An 18070-nucleotide genomic window follows, 5' to 3' on the forward strand; every position below is an offset into this window, starting at 1 on the left:
CATGGCGAACTCCCTAGAACTTTTCGGCGCGAATGAGGGCATAGCCCAAGTAAGCGAACAGCCCCACGGCACATACGCCGCTGGCAACATAGATGAAGGTCAGTGTGAGCACGGTGTAACTCCCCTTTTGGAATAAGCCGGGGAGGTTATGTGTTCGGGTATCAAGCTTGGGCACTGATTACGGGGCGCGGTATTAAGACGGTATATAGATGAGATTTTGCTGGGCGAACGAAAACAAGGGACAGCCCGCTGCCGGGGTATCCCTTGAAAAACTGGGGTTCTGCTGATTTCAGTGATCAGCTTATTTGGCTTTCTTTTTCTTTTCGCCGCGGGTGGCGAGGTGCTCGAAGCAAAACGCGGCGGTGCCGAAGAGCGCAATCATTGACAGGACGACCATGCCTAAAGTTGAACTTTCCACGATGAATTCCTACGGGTGTTGGGGGTAGGAAGTGACGGTAAAGTGTGTAGGGTTAGTGGCTCAAGAGGGACGACGTAATCGTTATGGGGAAGCTGAAATCTATACGCGTTCTTTACGATTTGAGTTGTACATACCCATTATCCAGGTAACGGCTAAGATGTGCTTTTCTGTGGGAGCTGGCTTGCCAGCTCCCACATTGATTGACTGCAGCCTCAGTGATCACAAATTTCGACTATGCCGATAGTCGCTCACCGCCTCATACACCGCTTTGCGCAACCGATTAATCCCTCCAATCGGCCGATGCGCCTCCAACCCGAACCAGGGGTTAAACGACTGGTTATCACAGGCCAGATTCAACGCCGGTGTATCAAAATCCTGCGCAGGGATCCGCACCTTGGCCACGGTTTCATAAGGCGCATCACTTTCCTTCCATTCAATGCTGGTGTCTTCAATCGGCATGAACTTCTGCGGGTTCTGCCGCTGAATCTGCAACACAAAGCACGCCGACACGCGATCAGTCGACAGTTGCTGGTTCAACGCGCTGCGCAGAAAATTCGGCAGGTCCTGGTTCTGCTTGGGCAACACATATTCCGGGCAGCTTTGCGGGTCGGGCGCCACGCGGAACTTGGCATTCGCCGCGCCGAACTTGTAAGGCGAAACCGAAAAGTATGTAGTCTGCGTCGGGCTGGCCGGGGCGGGTGCCAGGGTCGCCAGGGCGATAAACAAGTGCCGCACCTGCCAACTGCGCGGGTCTGCCTTGGGAAAGAACGCGAGGACTTTCTTGCCATCGGCCTGGGCACCGATGTTCTGCGCATATTCCGCCACATCGCTGACAAAAAAGTTCGGATGGCTGAACATTACGAAGTCTTGTTCCGTGCGTGCCTGCTGGTCCGCCATCAGCTGTTTGCCCGGTACGTCCAGCAGTTTGAGGGCCATGCCGCGCGCATCGCGGATGCTGTCGAATTGCGGGTAAGCGTTGCCGTTGGACAGGCGTATCAGTGCTTGCCAGGTCTTGCCCGGCTCGGCGAATACGCCTTGGCGCAATGCCGGGTCGAGGTCCGCCATTACGCTGACTTCAGCCTTCACGCAGCCGTGGGCCTTGGCATGGGCATCACGCAAGTAGCGCGTGCCTTCGCGGTGCTGGTCGACGATGCGCACCGCCGTCTGGATGATGCCCTGGCTCATGGCCGCTTCACCGGGCGGGATTTGCTCGTTCGGTGACACCGGGCCGCTGTGTTGCCAGGCGAACCAGGCGGTAGCGATCAGCCAGCCCAGCAGCCCAAGACCCACGAGCCACAACAGGGTCTTACCCAGAAACGCGCCGAGGCGCAGCCACAGACGAGCGAGCATGGAACGGTCCTTGTATTGCGATCGGATAATCATGGCAATTGTTGCTCCAGCGGGCCGCCCAGCACTTTGAGGTATTCCAGCAGCGCCCAGCGTTCCTGCGGCAGCAGGCCACGGCCGATCACGCCATTGCCACGCTTGCCGTCACGGAATTCATGGCCGCTGTTGTGGTTGCCGGTGATTGAGGTGTCGAACAGGAAGGCGTTCTTGAATGCGCCGGTCTCAAAGCCCAGGTGGCGCGGATCGTAGGCGAACGTGCCTTTATAGAAGGTAGTGCTGCGCTCATCCTGAGGCGAGAGCAGTTGGTAGATCGTCGGCACCGAGCCGTTATGCAGGAACGGTGGCGTGGCCCATACGCCGGCCAGGGGGCGCGCCTTGTAGGCACGCAGCTCGCGCACGCCGATGGGCAAGCCGAACCCATCCAGGCTCGGCCGCTCGGTTGGAGTCACGCCAGCGGCGCGATAGGCGTGGTCTTCGACAAAAGCTGTGACGTAGGCCAGGCCTTGGGCCACGGACATTTTGTGCAGGTCCAGCGCTGCGGTCGGCGTGGGGTGCAGCTCGACGTTGAGCTTGGCCAGTTCTGCCGGGTCCCATTGCAGGGCGCTGAGGTCGTAGCGCTGGTCGGCGATGTTGCTGGCGGTGCCGGGGTCGGTGCCGATGTACTCCACGGGGAGCATTTTCAGTTGTTGCACCGGGCGGCCATTGACCTGGCTGACGGCGGGCACATGGCAGCCGGCGCAGTTTTCGGCAAACAGCGCGCGGCCTTGGGCGGCGAGGGGTTTGTCGACGGCGCCGAACAGGTCTTGCGGCCAGGTGGGCGGCTTGAGGCGTTGCAGGGTTTCTTCGATCAGGTTGAGGTCGCGCACGCGCACGCTGGAGGGATAGCGGGCAGCGCCTTGAAGTGGCTGGCCGGCACTGTCGAAGAAATCCAGCGTCGCGCCGACACCGAGGGCTTCGCCGATATTGCGCGCCATGGGTTGCTGGGCCGAACCGTTCCATTGCACCCAGTCGAAGGTCCAGATATCCCACAGCTGCGGGTAGTCCACCGGCGCATTGGCGACACGGTAGTTGTCCGGCGAGATGGCGTCGCCAAAGCTGGCGTTGGCGATACGGCCGAACGCGTCGGTGCGGCCCGGGCCTTCTTCGGTGGGGTAGAGGCCGCGATGGGTGTCGTTCCAGGCGACCTTGAGGAACTGGTTCAGGGACTGTTTGAAGTCCTGACGCAATTGCTGCTTGTTGTGATCGTCATAGTCGTGGCCGAGCACCTTGCGGGCGAAACGGTCGAACTTCCACGGGGTGTAATAGGTGGCGGCAAGGCTGGCCACCAGCGCCTGGCCGAAACTGCCGCCGCGCAATGTGGGCACGCTGGAGGGCAGCACGTGCTGGGCAGAACCGCCATCGATGCGCAGGGCCTGGCCTTTGAAGTGCAGCTCGCCGGTGTGGCAGGCGGCGCAGGTGATGTCCAGGTATTCAACCTGGCTGCCGGCGTTCTGGTGCCGGGCGAAACCTACGGGCAGGTTGCCAGGGTTTTGCGCGGTAGGGACTTGCTTGGGATCGACCAGGAAACCAAAGCGCGCCAAGTACTCGGGCGTGGCGAAGCGCTGATCTGAAAACGGCAGTTCCAGAGCGGTGAACCAGTCGTAATGCAGGCCTTTGACCTGGGTGCCCTGGGGCGTGAAGTAGAAGGTCTGGCGGTCGGCGGCACTCCATTGGTCCTGATAGTGGACCTGCTCCACGGGCACGTAGTCCGGCAGCTTGGGGTTGACGGTGTAGTAGAGCACCACGGCCAGGAGCAGGCCGAGTGCCAGCAAAATCAGAACCAATACACGGGAAAAAATGCGCAAGATAACTATCCTTGTCGAGTTGTAGCGTTGTTATGCCACTGCGTCACAGGTGCGGCAAGTGGCCAGCAGTCTGGTTGCAGCGGGTCCCTCGATCCTTCGCGGGCCCCCATCATGAATGAAAATGCTTTTAAACACGTGAACTTATCAGAAGTTTCCTGCTCACATGCCGGTAGCCATTGGTCGTGGCCGCCTGATAAGCTCGCGACTTTACTCGAATGCCCTTTTGGCGCACGAACAAGGAAATAGCATGAAACAGCATCGGTTGGCGGCGGCGGTGGCCCTGGTTAGCCTGGTACTTGCGGGTTGTGATTCGCAGACCAGCGTAGAGCTGAAAACCCCGGCGCAGAAAGCTTCCTACGGTATCGGCCTGAACATGGGCAAAAGTCTTGCCCAGGAAGGCATGGATGACCTGGACTCCAAAGCGGTAGCCCAAGGCATCGAAGATGCCGTCGGCAAGAAAGAACAGAAGCTGAAAGACGACGAACTGGTCGAAGCGTTTGCCGCACTGCAGAAGCGTGCAGAAGAACGCATGACCAAAATGAGTGAAGAGTCGGCAGCCGCCGGCAAGAAATTCCTCGAAGAAAACGCCAAGAAAGACGGCGTAGTGACGACTGCTTCCGGTCTGCAATACAAGATCGTGAAGAAGGCCGACGGGGCCCAGCCCAAGCCGACCGACGTGGTGACTGTTCACTACACCGGCAAGCTCACCAACGGCACTACCTTTGACAGCTCCGTGGATCGCGGTAGCCCGATTGACCTGCCGGTCAGCGGCGTGATCCCGGGTTGGGTCGAAGGCCTGCAACTGATGCACGTTGGCGAGAAGGTCGAGTTGTACATCCCGTCCGACCTGGCCTACGGCGCTCAGAGCCCGAGCCCGGCGATTCCAGCCAACTCCGTGCTGGTATTCGACCTGGAACTGCTGGCCATCAAGGACCCAGCCAAGGCTGACGCACCTGCTGCTCCAGCTGCCAAGAAGTAATCGGCAACTGAACAGACAACGCCCCGTTTAGACGGGGCGTTGTTGTATCTGGCGCCAGGTAAATGATTGTTAAATGATTGTTCCCACGCTCTGCGTGGTAACACCTCCGGTGACGCTCCGCGTCACGTATCCCTGGCATCTAGCCTCGTGCAGCCATCAGGACGCGGAGCGTCCCGGGCGGCATTCCCACGCAGAGCGTGGGAACGATCGTAAAGCCCGCTGAAAATCCAAACGAACCCCTGCAACCTGAAACAGTCTGATATAAGACTCGAGCACGGGTAGCCGTACATCAGCGCCAAGTCAATGAAATCTTGGGTTTTTTTTATGTGCGCAAAAAACGCCCGATCTGAGTGTAGGCCTTGTAGTCCGTGGCTTTCAGCCGATAAAACAGGCTCTGTTCACAAGGTTATCCACAATTTGTGTGGATAACCTTTTATGTCGCCTGGAACTGGAGTGACCCATGAAACCACCCTTCAATTTCACCCGATTCCTGCCGATGGCCGCGCGCTTGCTCGGTCGTGGGCGTCTGTCGACCCTACTGTTTGCCGTCGCAGCCAAAGGCTCAAGCCAGGGCAACCGCCTGGGCAAGCTCAAGGATGACCTCAAACTGCTACAGGCTCTGTGCCTGGCCTACTGGCGCGGTGAGTACCGGGCAATCAGCCCCAAGGCGCTGATTTCGGTGGTGGCAGGGCTGATGTACTTCCTGAGCCCAATTGACGCGATCCCGGACTTTATTCCGGTATTCGGCATGCTCGACGACATCGCCGTGCTGGCATGGGTCATGAAGACCCTGGATGGCGAACTGAGCGCCTTTCGCGCCTGGCGCGACGCGCAGCGCCCGGAGAAGCTCGCGGTGGTTGAGCGCTTGCCTGCGACGCCTGCGCTGCTGGCCCAGGAAAACCCGCAAAAAAACTGACGACGCTTATATCCCCCTGCGACCTTTGTGGCTGTTAGGATTACACTCTTAAGGAAAGAGCTTACTTAGTGAGTGTTGTTATCCTACGGGGCAGTCATGGATATTCAGATAATTTCACGCGATGGCGAACCCGAGTACGCGGTGTTGCCATGGGACCAGTACCAGGCGCTACTAAAAGCAGCCGGTCAGCAACAACCAGCGCCAACGCCATCTTCTACCGCTCAGGTCACTCCCGACCAGGCATTGCGCCCGCTCGCGGACCTCAGTGGCCTGCGTGAAGCCAAGGGCCTGGCCATAGAAACGCTGGCCCGCACAGTGGGCATCAGCCCCTCGTATCTCGGATTGATAGAAAGTGGTGAACGCCAGCCGGATGCCGCCATTCGCCGCAGCCTGGCCTGGGAATTGGGCGTTGCAGGTTGGAGGGATGAATCTTGAGCCTACGTATCAGCCGTCAACACTGGGATGGGCTACTCAACGAACTGGACCAGGCGCGCCGCCAGCGCCATCTGCTGACCTATCGCGCGCTGCTGGAGCGCCTGCAATTCCCCACGCCGGCCATGCAAACCCTGGCCGCCGCCCTTGAGCACCTGGCCGCACTCGACGCCAAGGCCGAGCAGCCATTGCGCAGTTCGCTGGTGATCAGCCAGGGCGCGAGTCGCCTGCCGCGTACCGGTTTCTTTGAATGCGTGGAGCGCCTGGGGCGGTTCAGCGGGCCTTCCGATGGCGTCGCCGCCGCGTCCTGGCATGCATCGGAAGTGGTGCGGGTGTTCGAATACGAGTACCCGGAGTCTGCCGAGGCCTAAGCCTGGGCCAGCAGTTCCAGGCTGTCGATCACATGAATGCTGTAGCCGGCCACGTCCTTGGCGTGGTGCTTGGCCTGCGAGGCCAGCTCGGCCAACTGGCTGGCATCCAGTTGTGCACAGGCCTGTGGATATAAATGCACCACGCCGATCGACAGTGACAGCAAGGCAAACTCTTGGCGCACACCCTGGCGGTTCAGCGCCACGAAACAACCAGCGTCGAGGTGTTCAGCACGGTAGAACCGTCGGCATTGGGTGTGGAAATCATCCAGCAGCTGGTTGAGCCGCTTGCGCCAATCCTGCGGGCCCAGCACCAGCAAAAAATCATCGCCGCCGATATGCCCGACAAAGTCGCGGCTCGGGTCGACCCGGTCGTTCAGGCACTGCGCCAGGCACAGCAACACCTCATCCCCGCGTCCGTAGCCGTAGATGTCATTGAACGGCTTGAAGCTGTCGATATCCACGTAGCAAATCACTGATTCTCTTTGTTGCTGCAATAGCCGTGTCAGGCATTGCTGGATCGGCACGTTGCCCGGCAGCAATGTCAGCGGGTTGGCATAACGCGCCTGCTGGATTTTCAGCTCGGTGATCAATTTGAGCACGTCGATCACGCGGCCCAGGCCTAGGTAGTCGCCGTTGAGCGTGATGATGAAGTCTTCCTCAATGCGTTGCCGCGCACGGCTGGTCAGCAGGCGGCTGACTTGCTGCAGGGATTGGCTCAGCTCCACGGCCAAAAAGTCATCACTCATCAAGCGGCTGATTGGCTTGCGTGCGAACAGGTCGGTGGCGAACGGCTTGAGCAGCGCGTCCGACAACGAATGCCGGTGCACGATGCCCACCGGGTGGCCACGCCCGTCGAGCACCGCCAACGAATTGAGGTTGGCCTGGCGGCGGAACGACTCCAGCACCTGGGCGGTGGCGGTGTCCTGGTGCACCGCCGGTTGTTCGTTGAGCAGCGCGCTGAGGTCGCTGCCTTCTTCGCTGAGGGCGAGGTTGGCGTTGTCCGGCTTGGGCAGCATCAGCCGTGCTTCCTGGGGCGGTTGTTCCTGCGGACGGCAAAGCAGATAGCCCTGGACCAGGTCGACACCCATCTCCGTCAACACCGCCAGTTCTTCCGCCAGCTCAATGCCCTCGGCAATCACCTGGGCGCGTGATGCCTTGGCGATTTGCAGGATGGAGCCGACGAATTCGCGCTTGAGCGCATCTTGATGGATGCCGTCGATAAAGTGTCGGTCGATCTTCACGTAGTCCGGGCGCAGTTCCGACCACAGGCGCAGGCTGGAATAGCCGGCGCCCAAGTCGTCGAGGGCGATGGCGAAGCCCATGTCGCGGTAATGATGCAAGGCGGTTTGCAGCAGGTCGAAATCGTCGGTGGGGGTCTGCTCGGTGAGTTCGATCACCACCTGGCTGGGCGGGATGCCGAAGTCGCGCAGCAGTTGCAGGGTGCGCCCCGGTTGATGCGCGGTCTCCATCAGGGATTCCGGCGAGATGTTCAGGAACAGTTTGCCCGGCAGTTTCTGTTCACTGAAGCGCCGGCAGGCGCTTTCGCGGCAGGCCATTTCCAATTCGCTGAGGCGCCCGGCCTGGCTGGCGACCGCGAACAGGGCGACGGGGGAGTGCAGCGGGCTGTTCGATGGGCCACGGCTGAGGGCTTCGTAGCCAAGAATGCGCCGTTCAGAGAGGCAAATGATCGGTTGGAACAGGCTGTGCAAACTGCCTTGAGCCAGGATAGAGCCCAATGCATTCAGCTGTTCGGTCATGGTCATGGCGATCTCGATCGAAAAAAAAGGACCGCAGGCTCAACGCCTGCGGTCCTTCATTTCACGACAGAATGATGTCTATATGATGACACTCCGAGGACCGTTCACATTAAATTGCCATCATTTACTGCTTGGCCACCTGCTTGCTGATTTTCAGGTAGTCCAGCAGGATCCGACCGGTCTCAGACAGGTAGGCGTCGTCTTCCGGCTTGGTTTTTTCCGGCTCCGGCAGCGCATCTTCATCTTCTTTCTTCAGCTCTTTGAGCGGGTCTTCGCCTTTGGCCTTGCGGCGGGCGTTCTCCAGCACAAGCTGCTGATTCTCGATGCTGGTGTGCTGCGCACGGCGATCCGCTTCGTTGAGGCTGACGGTTTTTTCTTCCATCAACTTCTTGGCCAGGGCCAGTTTGTCGCGGATGAACACGAACTCGGCATCCTTGGCGGAGCGGGTATCGTGGTCAGCCTTCAACTGCGTCAGGTACGGTTTGAACGGGTCCGAAGCCGGCTTGATCGCAGGGCGAATGGTGTCCCACGGCATGGCTTCAGGCAGTGCGCTTTCGCCGATTTCCTTGGTGTCGATGATCGACGGGAAATCCACATCCGGCAGTACGCCCTGGTGCTGGGTGCTCTGCCCGGAAACCCGGTAGAACTTGGCAATGGTCAGCTTCAGTTCGCCGTGGTTCAGCGGTTGAATGGTCTGCACGGTGCCTTTGCCGAAGGTCTGGCCGCCGATGATCAACGCGCGGTGGTAGTCCTGCATGGCGCCGGCGAAAATCTCCGAAGCCGAGGCCGAGAGACGGTTCACCAGCAACGCCATCGGCCCTTTGTAGAAGGCACCCGGGTTTTCGTCTTCGAGCACATCGACACGGCCGTCAGCGTTGCGTACCAACACGGTCGGGCCTTTGTCGATAAACAGGCTGGTCAACTCGGTGGCTTCCTGCAGGGAACCGCCGCCGTTGTTGCGCAGGTCGATAACCACGCCGTCGACTTTCTCCTTCTGCAGCTCAGTCAGGATTTTCTTCACGTCGCGGGTGGTCGACTTGTAGTCCGGATCACCAGCGCGGAAGGCTTTGAAGTCGAGGTAGAAGGCCGGGATTTCAATCACGCCCAGCTTGTAGTCCTTGCCATCCTGCTTGAGGTTGAGGACTTTCTTCTGCACGGCCTGGTCTTCGAGCTTCACCGCTTCGCGAGTAATCGAAACGATTTTGCTGGTCTGGTCGTTCGGTGCGTTGGTGTGCGGAATCACTTCCAGGCGCACCACGCTGCCTTTCGGCCCACGGATCAGCTTGACCACTTCGTCGAGGCGCCAGCCAACTACGTCGACCATCTCTTTGTCGGCCTGGGCCACGCCGATGATCTTGTCGGCCGGGGCGACCTGCTTGGTTTTGTCGGCAGGACCTGCCGGCACCAGACGCACGATCTTGACCTGGTCGTTGTCGCTTTGCAGGACGGCACCGATGCCTTCCAGCGACAGACTCATGTTGATATCAAAGTTTTCTGCGTTATCTGGCGACAGATAATTGGTGTGCGGGTCGTAGGACATCGCGAAGGTGTTGATGTAGGCCTGGAAGATATCTTCGGCACGGGTCTGGTCCAGACGTGCCAGCTGATTCTTGTAGCGCTTGGTCAACAGCTCTTGAATGGCCTTCGGCTCTTTGCCGGCGATCTTCAAGCGCAGCACTTCGTCCTTGACGCGTTTGCGCCACAGGTCGTCAAGCGCGGCGGTGCTGGTCAGCCAGGGCGCGTCCTTGCGGTCCACCAGAAGGGTTTCCTTCTGAGTGAAGTCGAGCTTGTCGACGCCCTTGTCCAACTCACCCAAGGCGAAGTCCAGACGCGCTTTGACGCGGTCCAGGTAACGCTTGTAGATGGTGAAGCCGGGCTGCAGGTCGCCGCTCTTGAGGAAGTCGTCGAACTGGGTCTTCCACTTGTCGAACTCAGCGATATCGCTGGCCAGGAAGTAGCTGCGCGACGGATCCAGCAGCTTGAGATAGCTGTCGTAGATGATCACCGAGCGAGCGTCGTCCAGCGGCGGCTTGCTGTAGTGATGACGCTTGAGCAACTCGACGACGTTAAGGCTTGCAATCACCTCATCGCGATCAGGCTGAAGGTTGTCCCAGCTGTTGGCTGCGAACGTATTGGTCGACATCGACGCGAAGCCGAGACCAATGAAAAGAGCGAGGGCGGTGCTGGGGAACAGATGCTTCATGCTGATTCGACGCGGGGGCAATTGATAACGCATATTAGGCCGTCTTTGAGGGAGCCGGTTCCATATGATCCGGTCGCATAATGCAAAAAGCCCGGCGCTACAGCTACGGGCTCAGTCCAGACTCACTATGGAGGCACTGTGAAAGCATTGCAAGGCGTTGAAGGTCATGTGGAGTGGCTGACAGAACCCAGTCCTACCTGCGATGTAGGCCAAGTTCGCATTCGTGTAGCGGCTGCGGGCCTCAATCGCGCCGATTTATTACAGCGCGCGGGGCTCTATCCGCCCCCGCCGGGCGCCAGCCAAGTGCTGGGTCTTGAGTGTTCCGGGGTGATCAGCGAGGTCGGGCCGGGGTCGTCCTGGCAGGTCGGCGACCGCGTCTGCGCGCTGCTGGCCGGTGGCGGCATGGCTGAAGAAGTGGTGGTGGATGCGCGCCACGTGTTGCCGGTGCCGGAAGGCCTGTCGCTGACGGAAGCGGCAGCGCTGCCGGAGGTGTACAGCACGGCGTGGCTGAATCTGTTCCAGTTGGCGGGCCTCAAGCCCGGTGAAAAAGTATTGCTGCATGCCGGCGCCAGTGGCGTGGGCTCGGCGGCGATCCAGCTGTGCAAGGCGTTTGGCAGCCCGTGCTGGGTCAGCGTCGGCTCGGCGCAGCGCCTGGCCTACTGCGAAGAACTCGGCGCCCAGGGCGGCGTAGTACGTACCGACGGCATTGAAGGGCTGCGCGATTTCGGGCCGTTTGATGTGATCCTCGACCCGGTCGGCGGCGACTATGCGGCGATGGACCTCAAGCTGCTGGCCCTGGACGGTCGCTGGGTGTTGATCGGCTTGATGGGCGGGCGTGACGCGCAGCTCGACCTGGCGCAAGTGCTGGGCAAGCGCATTCAATTGCTTGGCTCGACCCTGCGCAGCCGCAGCGATCAGTTCAAGGCGGACCTGTTCAGTGATCTAAGCCAGCATGTGTGGCCGTTGTTTGCAGAGGGACGCTTGAGCCCGCAACTGGCCAAGACCTTCCCGATCAAGGATGCCGAGGCGGCGTTTGCCGAGTTGGCGAGCAATCAGATTTCCGGGAAATTGGTGTTGGTGATTGACGAAGGCCTGAGCTGATCCCAGGACTGCAATGCGGTCAATGTGGGAGCTGGCTTGCCTGCGATAGCGGTGCCTCAGTGAAGAATGTTTCATCTGATATGGCGCTATCGCAGGCAAGCCAGCTCCCACAGTGGAGTGGATTTCAATTCAAAGAGGTTGGCGTCAGACCCAATTGTGGATCGGCCACCCAGCCTTCTGCGCATGTTCACGCAACACCGGGTCCGGGTTCACCACCTGCGGATGGTCCACCTTCAGCAGCAACGGCAAATCATTGCGTGAGTCCGAGTAAAAATACGCGCCCTCCAGGCTTTCACCTTCCTGCTCCAACCAGGCCAGCAACCGCGTGATCTTGCCTTCACGATAGGTCAGCACACCCACGGTATGGCCGCTGTACACGCCGTGGCTGACGTCCAGGTCAATGCCCAACACTTCGTCGATACCAATGCGCGCCGCAATCGGCTTGACCAAATGCGTGCCCGAGGCGGAAATCACCAGGATCCGATCGCCATTCGCACGGTGGCGGGCGATGGTCTTGGTGGCTTCGCTGTAGATCAGTGGCTCAATAACGTCCTCGACCCACGGCTCGACCAAGTGCTCGATCTCTTCCGGTGTGCGGCCGATCATCGGCTCCAGGCTGAAGTCCATGAAGTCTTCCATGCGCAACTTGCCTTGGCTGTAGGCGTCCATCAGCTCGTTGTTCTTGCGCATGAACGACTCGGGGTCGACCCAGCCCAGGCGGCCCATCTGCTCGCTCCACAGGGTGGCGCAGTCGCCGTGGATCAAGGTGTCGTCCAGATCAAAAATTACCAATGCCATCCGTTTCGCTCTCTCAATAAATCGTGGCGTCAGGCTACTTCACACAAGGCGCTCGGGTCGATGGAAAGTGCCAAACGCTGGCCATCCGGGTGCAGGTCGTCGGCGGAGCGGTTGAGCACATCCACCACCAACTCCACGCCACGCGCTTCGATGCGGTAGCGAATCACGTTACCGAGCAGGCTGTGGCTGCGCACCAGTGCGTCCAGCTCGCCGCTGCGACTCAGTTCGATGGCTTCCGGGCGAATCGCGATGCGCCCGCTGATCGGGCGCTGCAGCAATTGGCTGGCCTTGTCGGCGTCGAGCAGGTTGTAGTTGCCGATAAAACCGGCGGCGAACACATCCACCGGCGCGGTATAGAGAGTCTCGGCATCGCCGCTCTGTACGATCTTGCCCTGGTTCATCAGGAAGATGCGGTCCGACATGGTCAGCGCTTCTTCCTGGTCATGGGTCACGAAAATCGTGGTCAGGCCCAGTTCACGCTGGATCTGGCGGATCTGTTCGCGCAGGTGTTTGCGAATCCGCGCATCCAGCGCCGACAGCGGCTCATCCAGCAACAACAGGCGCGGGCGAGTCACCAGGGAGCGGGCGAGGGCCACGCGCTGGCACTGGCCACCGGACATCTGGTGCGGGTAGCGGCCCGCCAGCTCCTTGAGTTCCACCAGTTGCAACACTTCCTGCACGCGCTTGTGACTGTCGTCGGCGTTGACCTTTTGCATGCGCAGGCCAAAGGCGACGTTCTGCTCCACGGTCATGTTGGGGAACAGCGCATAGCTCTGGAACACCATGCCGATATGCCGTTTCTGTGGGCTCAGCGGCACGATGTCCTGGCCATCCAGCAGGATTTTGCCACTGTCCACCGAGGTCAGGCCGGCGATACAGCGCAGCAAGGTCGACTTGCCGCAACCGGACGGGCCGAGCAGGGTGACGAATTCGCCCTTGGCGATCTCGCAGTTGATGTCACTGAACACCGGGGTGCCGGCGTAGCCTTTTTGCAGGTGTTGGACGCTGACGAAGCTCATTGGCTTTTGTCCTTGTTCAAGATATTGGCGGCCCAGGTCAGCACCAGCACAAAGAAGAAATAGGAAATGACGATGGCACTGGTGAAGTGGCCGCTCGTGTTGCGCATGTTGTTCAGGTAGACCTGCAGGGTTTCATAGCGGGTGCCCACCAGAATATTGGCGAACACGAACTCACCGAACAGGAACGAGAACGACAGCAGCAGCGCCACCATCAGGCCTTTGCGCAGGTTCGGCAGCACCACCAGGATCGCCGCCTGCCAAGTGCTGGCGCCGAGCAGCTGCGAGGCGTCCATCAGGTCGCGCAGGTTGATCGCTTGCAGGTTGTTGGTGATCGCGCGGTACATGAACGGCAGGGCCACGGTGAAGTAGCAGCCGATCAGGATCCACGGCGTGCCCACCATCGCCAGCGGCCCGGAACCGTAGAGTTGCAGCAGGCCCACCGACGACACCACCGGCGGCACCGCGAAGGGCAGCAGGATCAGGATGTTCATCAGCGCGTCGAGCCGGGGGAAGTGGTAATGCACCACAAACAGCAGCGGCAGAATCAGCACCACCGACAGGATCAGCGCACCCACACACACCAGCAGCGACTGGCCAAACGCGGCGAGAAAGCGTGGGTCGCTCCACAGTTGCACGTACCACTTCACCGTAAAGCCGGCCGGCAAAATAGTCGCGGACCAGCTGCTGGCAATGGAGTAGACAAAGGTGCCCACCAGCGGCAACACCAGAATCGCAAATAACAGGTACACCACTACCCGATGGTAGAGGGAGGCCGAGCCGGCTTCAGCGCGAGACATGGTAGCTCCTCTTGAGCAGCAGTTGATGGACCACGGTGACCACGGTCATCAGCGCCACCAGCACCACGGCCAGGGCACTGGCCATGTTCGGGTCCAGGGAAATGTCGCCGGAGACCATTGCCGCGATGCGAATCGGCAGCACGTTGAAGTTGCCGGTGGTCAGCGCGTACACCGTGGCGTAGGCGCCGAGGGCGTTGGCCAGCAGAATGACGAAAGTACCGAGCAGCGCCGGGGTGAGCACCGGCAAGCCGATGTGGCGCCAGAACTGCCAGCCACTGGCGCCGAGCAGTGAGGCCGATTCGCGCCAGTCTTCACGCAACGCATCGAAGGCCGGGTAGAGCAGCAGCACGCCCAGCGGAATCTGGAAGTAGGTGTACAGAATGATCAGGCCGGTCTTGGAGTACAGGTTGAAGTCCTGAATGATCCCGGCCTGCTTGAGCATGATGGTGATGCTGCCGTTGAAGCCCAGCAGGATGATGAACGCGAAGGCCAGGGGCACGCCGGCAAAGTTGCTGGTCATGTTGGCGAAGGCGGTCACGAAATTGCGCAACGGCCCGTCCACGCGGCGCAACGAATAGCTGCCGAGCACCGAGATGATGATGCCGAACACGCTGGAGTAGAAGCTGATCTCCAGGCTGTACTGGATCGCCTGCAGATAGAACTTCGAGCTGAAAATCTTGGTGAAGTTGGCCAGGCCCCAGCCGAATTCTTCCGATTGCAGGCTATTGATCAGCACCCACACCAGCGGGGCGATTTCGAACACGATAAAGAACAGCGCAAACGGCACCAGGCACAGGATCGCCAGCCATTTGCCACGGGTTATGGAGTTCACTTCAACAGCTCCCGGCATACAGGTTTGTCGTGGGGCACCCCGAGCAGTTCGCAGACGGTGCCGCACAGTTCGGTTTGCTTGGGGGTAGCGGCAGGGTCGAAGCTGAAGGCCGAACCCAGCACGAACAGCGGCACTTCGCGCTCTTCCGGCAGCAGGCCGTTGTGCGAGCGATCGTTGTTCATGCCGTGGTCGGCGGTCACCAGCACCTGGTAGCCGGCGTCGAGCCAGCCTTGCAGGTAGTCGGCGAGGATGATGTCGGCCGAGCGTGCGCTGTTGCGGTATTGCGCGGTATCCAGGCCATGCTTGTGGCCGGCGTCATCAATGTTCATCGGGTGCACCACAAGGAAATTCGGCGCGTGTTTGCGGCGCAGGCTTTCGGCGTCGGCGAACAGGTGCGAATCCGGGTAGTGGTCATTCCAGTAGAAATGCCCGTGCTGGATCGCCAGCGCCTTGTCGTCGGTATGACGATCACGCGCGGCAATAAAGGGCGTGCGGTTATACAACTCGCTGACCCAGTGATAAGCCGCCGCCGCCGTGGTGAGACCGGCGTCGGTGGCGTAATGGAAAATGCTGCGCTGGTTGGACAGGCGCGAGACATTGTTGTGGACGATGCCGCTGTCAATCGGTGGCACGCCGGTGAGGATGCATTCGTACAACGGCCGCGACAGGGCCGGCAGTTCACAGTCCAGTTTGTAAAGCGCTGCGCGTCCTGCGCCGATATAGGCCTGGAGATGCCCCATGGCATGTCGGGCAACCTCGTAGTTCAGGCCGTCGAGCACCACAAGGATGACGTTGTGCTTCATAGGGGCTGTGGCTCCGCAACGGATTAATCTTGGCTCGGTTTTCTTGGAGGAACGGGGTCAACAGTGGGAGCTGGCTTATGTGGGAGCTGGCTTGCCTGCGATAGCATCACCTCGGTTCACATGAAGCACCGAGTCGTCTGCATCGCGGGCAAGCCCGGCTCCCACACAAGCCAGCTCCCACACTGACCGCGTTTACAGCTCAGGCCTTACTGCATATTGATAATGACTTCTTCCTGCCACTTCTGCGGCAGCGCCTTGGACGTCTTCTCCCACGCCTCGGCATCCTTGATTGGCGTGACTTTCTTGTACTGCTCGTTCGGCAGCAGCTTGGCCTGCACGTCAGCCGGCAGGGTCAGGTGCTCGGCACGAATCGGACGCGCGTTGCCACGCGCCAGGTTGGTCTGGCCGGCGTCGCTGAAGATGTATTCACGGGTCAGCTTGGCGGCGTTCGGGTGCTTGGCGTATTTGTTGATGATGGTGGTGTAGCCGGAAATCACCGAGCCGTCCGATGGGATCAGCACCACGTAGTCATCCGGGTTGGCCATCTTGGCTTTGTAGCTCAGGCCGTTGAAGTCCCAGACCACGCCCACTTCCACTTCGCCTTTTTCCATGGTGGCGATGGTCGGGTTGGCCAGCGACAGGCGACCTTGCTTGGCGATCTCGGCAAACATCAGCAGCGCAGGCTGGATGTTCTTCTCGTCGCCACCGTTGGCCAGGGCAGCCGCGAGCACGCCGTTGGCGGCTTGGGCGGCGGTGCTCACGTCACCGATGGAGACTTTGTATTTGCCGGTTTTCAGGTCAGCCCAGCTTTTTGGCGCTTCGGAACCGTGCAGCAGCTTTTTGTTGACGATAAAGGCGATGGTGCCGGTGTAGGCCAGCGCCCAGTTGCCATCTTTATCTTTCGCCCAATCCGGCACTTGTGCCCAGGTGGTCGGCTTGTACGGTTGGGCCACGCCCTGTTTCACCGCAATCGGGCCGAAGGCGGCGCCGACGTCACCGATATCGGCGCTGGCGTTGTCTTTTTCGGCGGCGAACTTGGCGATTTCCTGGGCCGAGCTCATGTCGGTGTCGATGTGCTTGAGGCCGTAGGTCTTGGCCAGGTCTTCCCAGGTGCCTTTCCAGTTGGCCCAGTCATCGGGCATGCCGACGCTGTTAACGGCGCCTTCCGCTTTCGCGGCGGCTTCCAGAGTCTTTAGATCGGTATCAGCAGCCATGGCGGCGGTGCACATGGCAATGGTCGAGCCTAACAGTGATGCCAGGAAAAGCTTTTTCATCCGAAGCTCCTTTGGGCGTTTTCAACGCGGCGTTTTTTTTCGACGGGTGGTGTTGGTCTAGGTCAGAGCAATACCTGAGCCAATCTAGGCTCGATGGATGACAGTTTCATGTCGATGTCGTTTTTAAATCACTTTTGTCGCTCAGTGCAGACTCAGCGTAGACCATGCTCAAGTACCCGCAGGCCCTGGACTTGGCCGATGTATTGCAGGGTGTGGTGCAGGGCCGCGACAGGGGCTGTCATCTGTCGGTCATCTGTAGTGCCTAGGCTGGCAAGCAGTAGCAAAAGCCCATTTACGGAGCGGTTTGTGCACCTGAACGGTGCTGGTCTAGTCCAGATAGGTAACGTTGATGCGTGATGAGGCAATCAAGGCGGTGACATCCATCGGCCTGGCGCTGCAAGAGCAGATCGACCACGGCCTGTTGCCGCCTGCCAGTAAGTTGCCCGCCGAGCGCAAGCTCAGTGAGTTGTTTGGAACCACGCGTATTACCGTGCGGGAAGCGTTGTTACAGCTGGAAGCCCAAGGGCAGATTTATCGCGAGGAGCGCCGGGGCTGGTTCGTTTCGCCGCCCCGGCTGGCCTATAACCTGATGCAGCGCAGCCACTTTCACGCAATGGTCAGCGACCAGGGGCGGGTGGCGTCGACTGAGGTGATTTCGGCGCGGCTGCAACCGGCGTCGGCGGCGGTGTGTGCGTGGTTGCAGTTACCGGCGCTGTCCAGCGTGATCCAGATTTGCCGGGGCCGACGAATTGATGGGCGGCTGGTGCTGTATGTGGAGCACTACCTGAACCCGCAGTATTTTCCGGGGATTCTGGCGTGTGATTTGAATCAGTCGATGACTGAGCTGTACGCGCGCAAGTACGACCTGCATTACGGCCGCGTGCGCTTCGAAATAGTGCCGACGTCACTGCCGGTGGAAGCCGCCGCCGCGTTGCGCGTGTCGGTGGGCAGCCCGGGCCTGCGCATTGCCCGGGTCAATTATGACCAGCACCAGCGGTTGATCGACTGCGACCTGGAGTTCTGGCGGCATGATGCGATTCATGTGGGCGTGGATGTGGTGTGACTGGCGGGTGTGGACTGATCGAGCTGATGCACCGCGATATAGATGTGGGAGCTGGCTTGCCTGCGATGCGGGCGACTCGGTACATCAGACATACCGAGTGGAGCCTATCGCAGGCA

16 protein-coding genes are annotated in these 18070 nt (G+C 60.1%); 6 read left to right on the top strand and 10 right to left on the bottom strand.

The window, feature by feature from the left end:
* Positions 1-637 precede the first annotated feature (637 nt).
* Positions 638-1801 carry a catalase family protein gene (locus tag L8I05_RS12710; RefSeq protein WP_242169289.1) on the bottom strand — a complete coding sequence of 388 codons (1164 nt, stop codon included), beginning with the start codon at positions 1799-1801 and terminating at the stop codon, positions 638-640.
* Positions 1798-3609 carry a di-heme-cytochrome C peroxidase gene (locus L8I05_RS12715; RefSeq protein ID WP_242169291.1) on the bottom strand — a complete coding sequence of 604 codons (1812 nt, stop codon included), beginning with the start codon at positions 3607-3609 and terminating at the stop codon, positions 1798-1800. The genes L8I05_RS12710 and L8I05_RS12715 overlap by 4 nt, the downstream gene beginning before the upstream one ends.
* Positions 3610-3856: 247 nt before the next feature.
* On the opposite strand from L8I05_RS12715, the gene L8I05_RS12720 reads away from it, so the two are divergent.
* The 4 genes from L8I05_RS12720 to L8I05_RS12735 all read left to right on the top strand — a co-directional run bounded on the left by L8I05_RS12720 (position 3857) and on the right by L8I05_RS12735 (position 6307).
* The gene (locus L8I05_RS12720; protein WP_177018331.1) at positions 3857-4588 is read left to right on the top strand and encodes an FKBP-type peptidyl-prolyl cis-trans isomerase; all 732 of its coding nucleotides are present in this window, start codon (positions 3857-3859) and stop codon (positions 4586-4588) included.
* Positions 4589-5048: 460 nt separating this feature from the next.
* Positions 5049-5504, top strand: coding sequence for a YkvA family protein (locus L8I05_RS12725; RefSeq protein WP_242169293.1), 456 nt, complete (start codon positions 5049-5051; stop codon positions 5502-5504).
* Positions 5505-5600: 96 nt separating this feature from the next.
* On the top strand, positions 5601-5939 hold the full coding sequence (locus L8I05_RS12730; RefSeq protein WP_159955170.1) for a helix-turn-helix transcriptional regulator: 339 nt from the start codon (positions 5601-5603) through the stop codon (positions 5937-5939).
* Positions 5936-6307 (top strand): hypothetical protein, encoded by a 372-nt coding sequence (locus tag L8I05_RS12735; protein WP_005786715.1) that lies wholly within the window; start codon positions 5936-5938, stop codon positions 6305-6307. The genes L8I05_RS12730 and L8I05_RS12735 overlap by 4 nt, the downstream gene beginning before the upstream one ends.
* Here L8I05_RS12735 and L8I05_RS12740 read toward each other — a convergent pair.
* Together L8I05_RS12740 and L8I05_RS12745 are read right to left on the bottom strand one after the other, a co-directional pair.
* Complete coding sequence (locus L8I05_RS12740) at positions 6304-8070, bottom strand: bifunctional diguanylate cyclase/phosphodiesterase (protein ID WP_159955171.1); 1767 nt, start codon at positions 8068-8070, stop codon at positions 6304-6306. The genes L8I05_RS12735 and L8I05_RS12740 overlap by 4 nt on opposite strands.
* 118 nt (positions 8071-8188) lie before the next feature.
* The gene (locus L8I05_RS12745; protein WP_242169295.1) at positions 8189-10267 is read right to left on the bottom strand and encodes a carboxy terminal-processing peptidase; all 2079 of its coding nucleotides are present in this window, start codon (positions 10265-10267) and stop codon (positions 8189-8191) included.
* 138 nt (positions 10268-10405) lie between these two features.
* Between L8I05_RS12745 and L8I05_RS12750 the strand changes: the two genes are divergently transcribed.
* Positions 10406-11368 (top strand): zinc-binding dehydrogenase, encoded by a 963-nt coding sequence (locus L8I05_RS12750; RefSeq protein ID WP_242169297.1) that lies wholly within the window; start codon positions 10406-10408, stop codon positions 11366-11368.
* A gap of 144 nt (positions 11369-11512) precedes the next feature.
* Here L8I05_RS12750 and L8I05_RS12755 read toward each other — a convergent pair whose 3' ends face one another.
* The 6 genes from L8I05_RS12755 to L8I05_RS12780 all read right to left on the bottom strand — a co-directional run bounded on the left by L8I05_RS12755 (position 11513) and on the right by L8I05_RS12780 (position 16891).
* The gene (locus L8I05_RS12755; RefSeq protein WP_242169300.1) at positions 11513-12166 is read right to left on the bottom strand and encodes an HAD family hydrolase; all 654 of its coding nucleotides are present in this window, start codon (positions 12164-12166) and stop codon (positions 11513-11515) included.
* A 29-nt stretch (positions 12167-12195) separates the two neighbouring features.
* Positions 12196-13185 carry an ABC transporter ATP-binding protein gene (locus L8I05_RS12760; RefSeq protein WP_010565203.1) on the bottom strand — a complete coding sequence of 330 codons (990 nt, stop codon included), beginning with the start codon at positions 13183-13185 and terminating at the stop codon, positions 12196-12198.
* Positions 13182-13982, bottom strand: a complete 801-nt coding sequence (locus L8I05_RS12765) for an ABC transporter permease (protein WP_159955175.1) — start codon at positions 13980-13982, stop codon at positions 13182-13184. Before L8I05_RS12765 ends, L8I05_RS12760 begins: the two co-directional genes overlap by 4 nt.
* Positions 13969-14814, bottom strand: coding sequence for an ABC transporter permease subunit (locus L8I05_RS12770; protein ID WP_159955176.1), 846 nt, complete (start codon positions 14812-14814; stop codon positions 13969-13971). Before L8I05_RS12770 ends, L8I05_RS12765 begins: the two co-directional genes overlap by 14 nt.
* Positions 14811-15617, bottom strand: a complete 807-nt coding sequence (locus L8I05_RS12775) for an alkaline phosphatase family protein (protein ID WP_159955177.1) — start codon at positions 15615-15617, stop codon at positions 14811-14813. The genes L8I05_RS12770 and L8I05_RS12775 overlap by 4 nt, the downstream gene beginning before the upstream one ends.
* Before the next feature lie 206 nt (positions 15618-15823).
* On the bottom strand, positions 15824-16891 hold the full coding sequence (locus tag L8I05_RS12780; protein WP_159955178.1) for an ABC transporter substrate-binding protein: 1068 nt from the start codon (positions 16889-16891) through the stop codon (positions 15824-15826).
* 349 nt (positions 16892-17240) lie between these two features.
* Here L8I05_RS12780 and L8I05_RS12785 point away from each other — a divergent pair, with 349 nt between their 5' ends.
* A complete protein-coding gene (locus tag L8I05_RS12785) occupies positions 17241-17954 on the top strand; it encodes a UTRA domain-containing protein (protein ID WP_010211607.1) in 714 nt (237 codons plus the stop codon).
* Positions 17955-18070 lie beyond the last annotated feature (116 nt).

The organism is Pseudomonas sp. MONT-RG-20F-20-E-7-02 (assembly GCF_022662395.1).
GTDB lineage: Bacteria > Pseudomonadota > Gammaproteobacteria > Pseudomonadales > Pseudomonadaceae > Aquipseudomonas.

Bases quoted from the DNA above. Each gene is read 5' to 3' on its own strand.
- L8I05_RS12710 (WP_242169289.1), bottom strand. From the start codon at position 1,801: ATGATTATCCGATCGCAATACAAGGACCGTTCCATGCTCGCTCGTCTG.
- L8I05_RS12720 (WP_177018331.1), top strand. From the start codon at position 3,857: ATGAAACAGCATCGGTTGGCGGCGGCGGTGGCCCTGGTTAGCCTGGTA.
- L8I05_RS12725 (WP_242169293.1), top strand. From the start codon at position 5,049: ATGAAACCACCCTTCAATTTCACCCGATTCCTGCCGATGGCCGCGCGC.
- L8I05_RS12730 (WP_159955170.1), top strand. From the start codon at position 5,601: ATGGATATTCAGATAATTTCACGCGATGGCGAACCCGAGTACGCGGTG.
- L8I05_RS12740 (WP_159955171.1), bottom strand. From the start codon at position 8,070: ATGACCATGACCGAACAGCTGAATGCATTGGGCTCTATCCTGGCTCAA.
- L8I05_RS12745 (WP_242169295.1), bottom strand. From the start codon at position 10,267: ATGAAGCATCTGTTCCCCAGCACCGCCCTCGCTCTTTTCATTGGTCTC.
- L8I05_RS12755 (WP_242169300.1), bottom strand. From the start codon at position 12,166: ATGGCATTGGTAATTTTTGATCTGGACGACACCTTGATCCACGGCGAC.
- L8I05_RS12760 (WP_010565203.1), bottom strand. From the start codon at position 13,185: ATGAGCTTCGTCAGCGTCCAACACCTGCAAAAAGGCTACGCCGGCACC.
- L8I05_RS12765 (WP_159955175.1), bottom strand. From the start codon at position 13,982: ATGTCTCGCGCTGAAGCCGGCTCGGCCTCCCTCTACCATCGGGTAGTG.
- L8I05_RS12775 (WP_159955177.1), bottom strand. From the start codon at position 15,617: ATGAAGCACAACGTCATCCTTGTGGTGCTCGACGGCCTGAACTACGAG.
- L8I05_RS12780 (WP_159955178.1), bottom strand. From the start codon at position 16,891: ATGAAAAAGCTTTTCCTGGCATCACTGTTAGGCTCGACCATTGCCATG.
- L8I05_RS12785 (WP_010211607.1), top strand. From the start codon at position 17,241: ATGCGTGATGAGGCAATCAAGGCGGTGACATCCATCGGCCTGGCGCTG.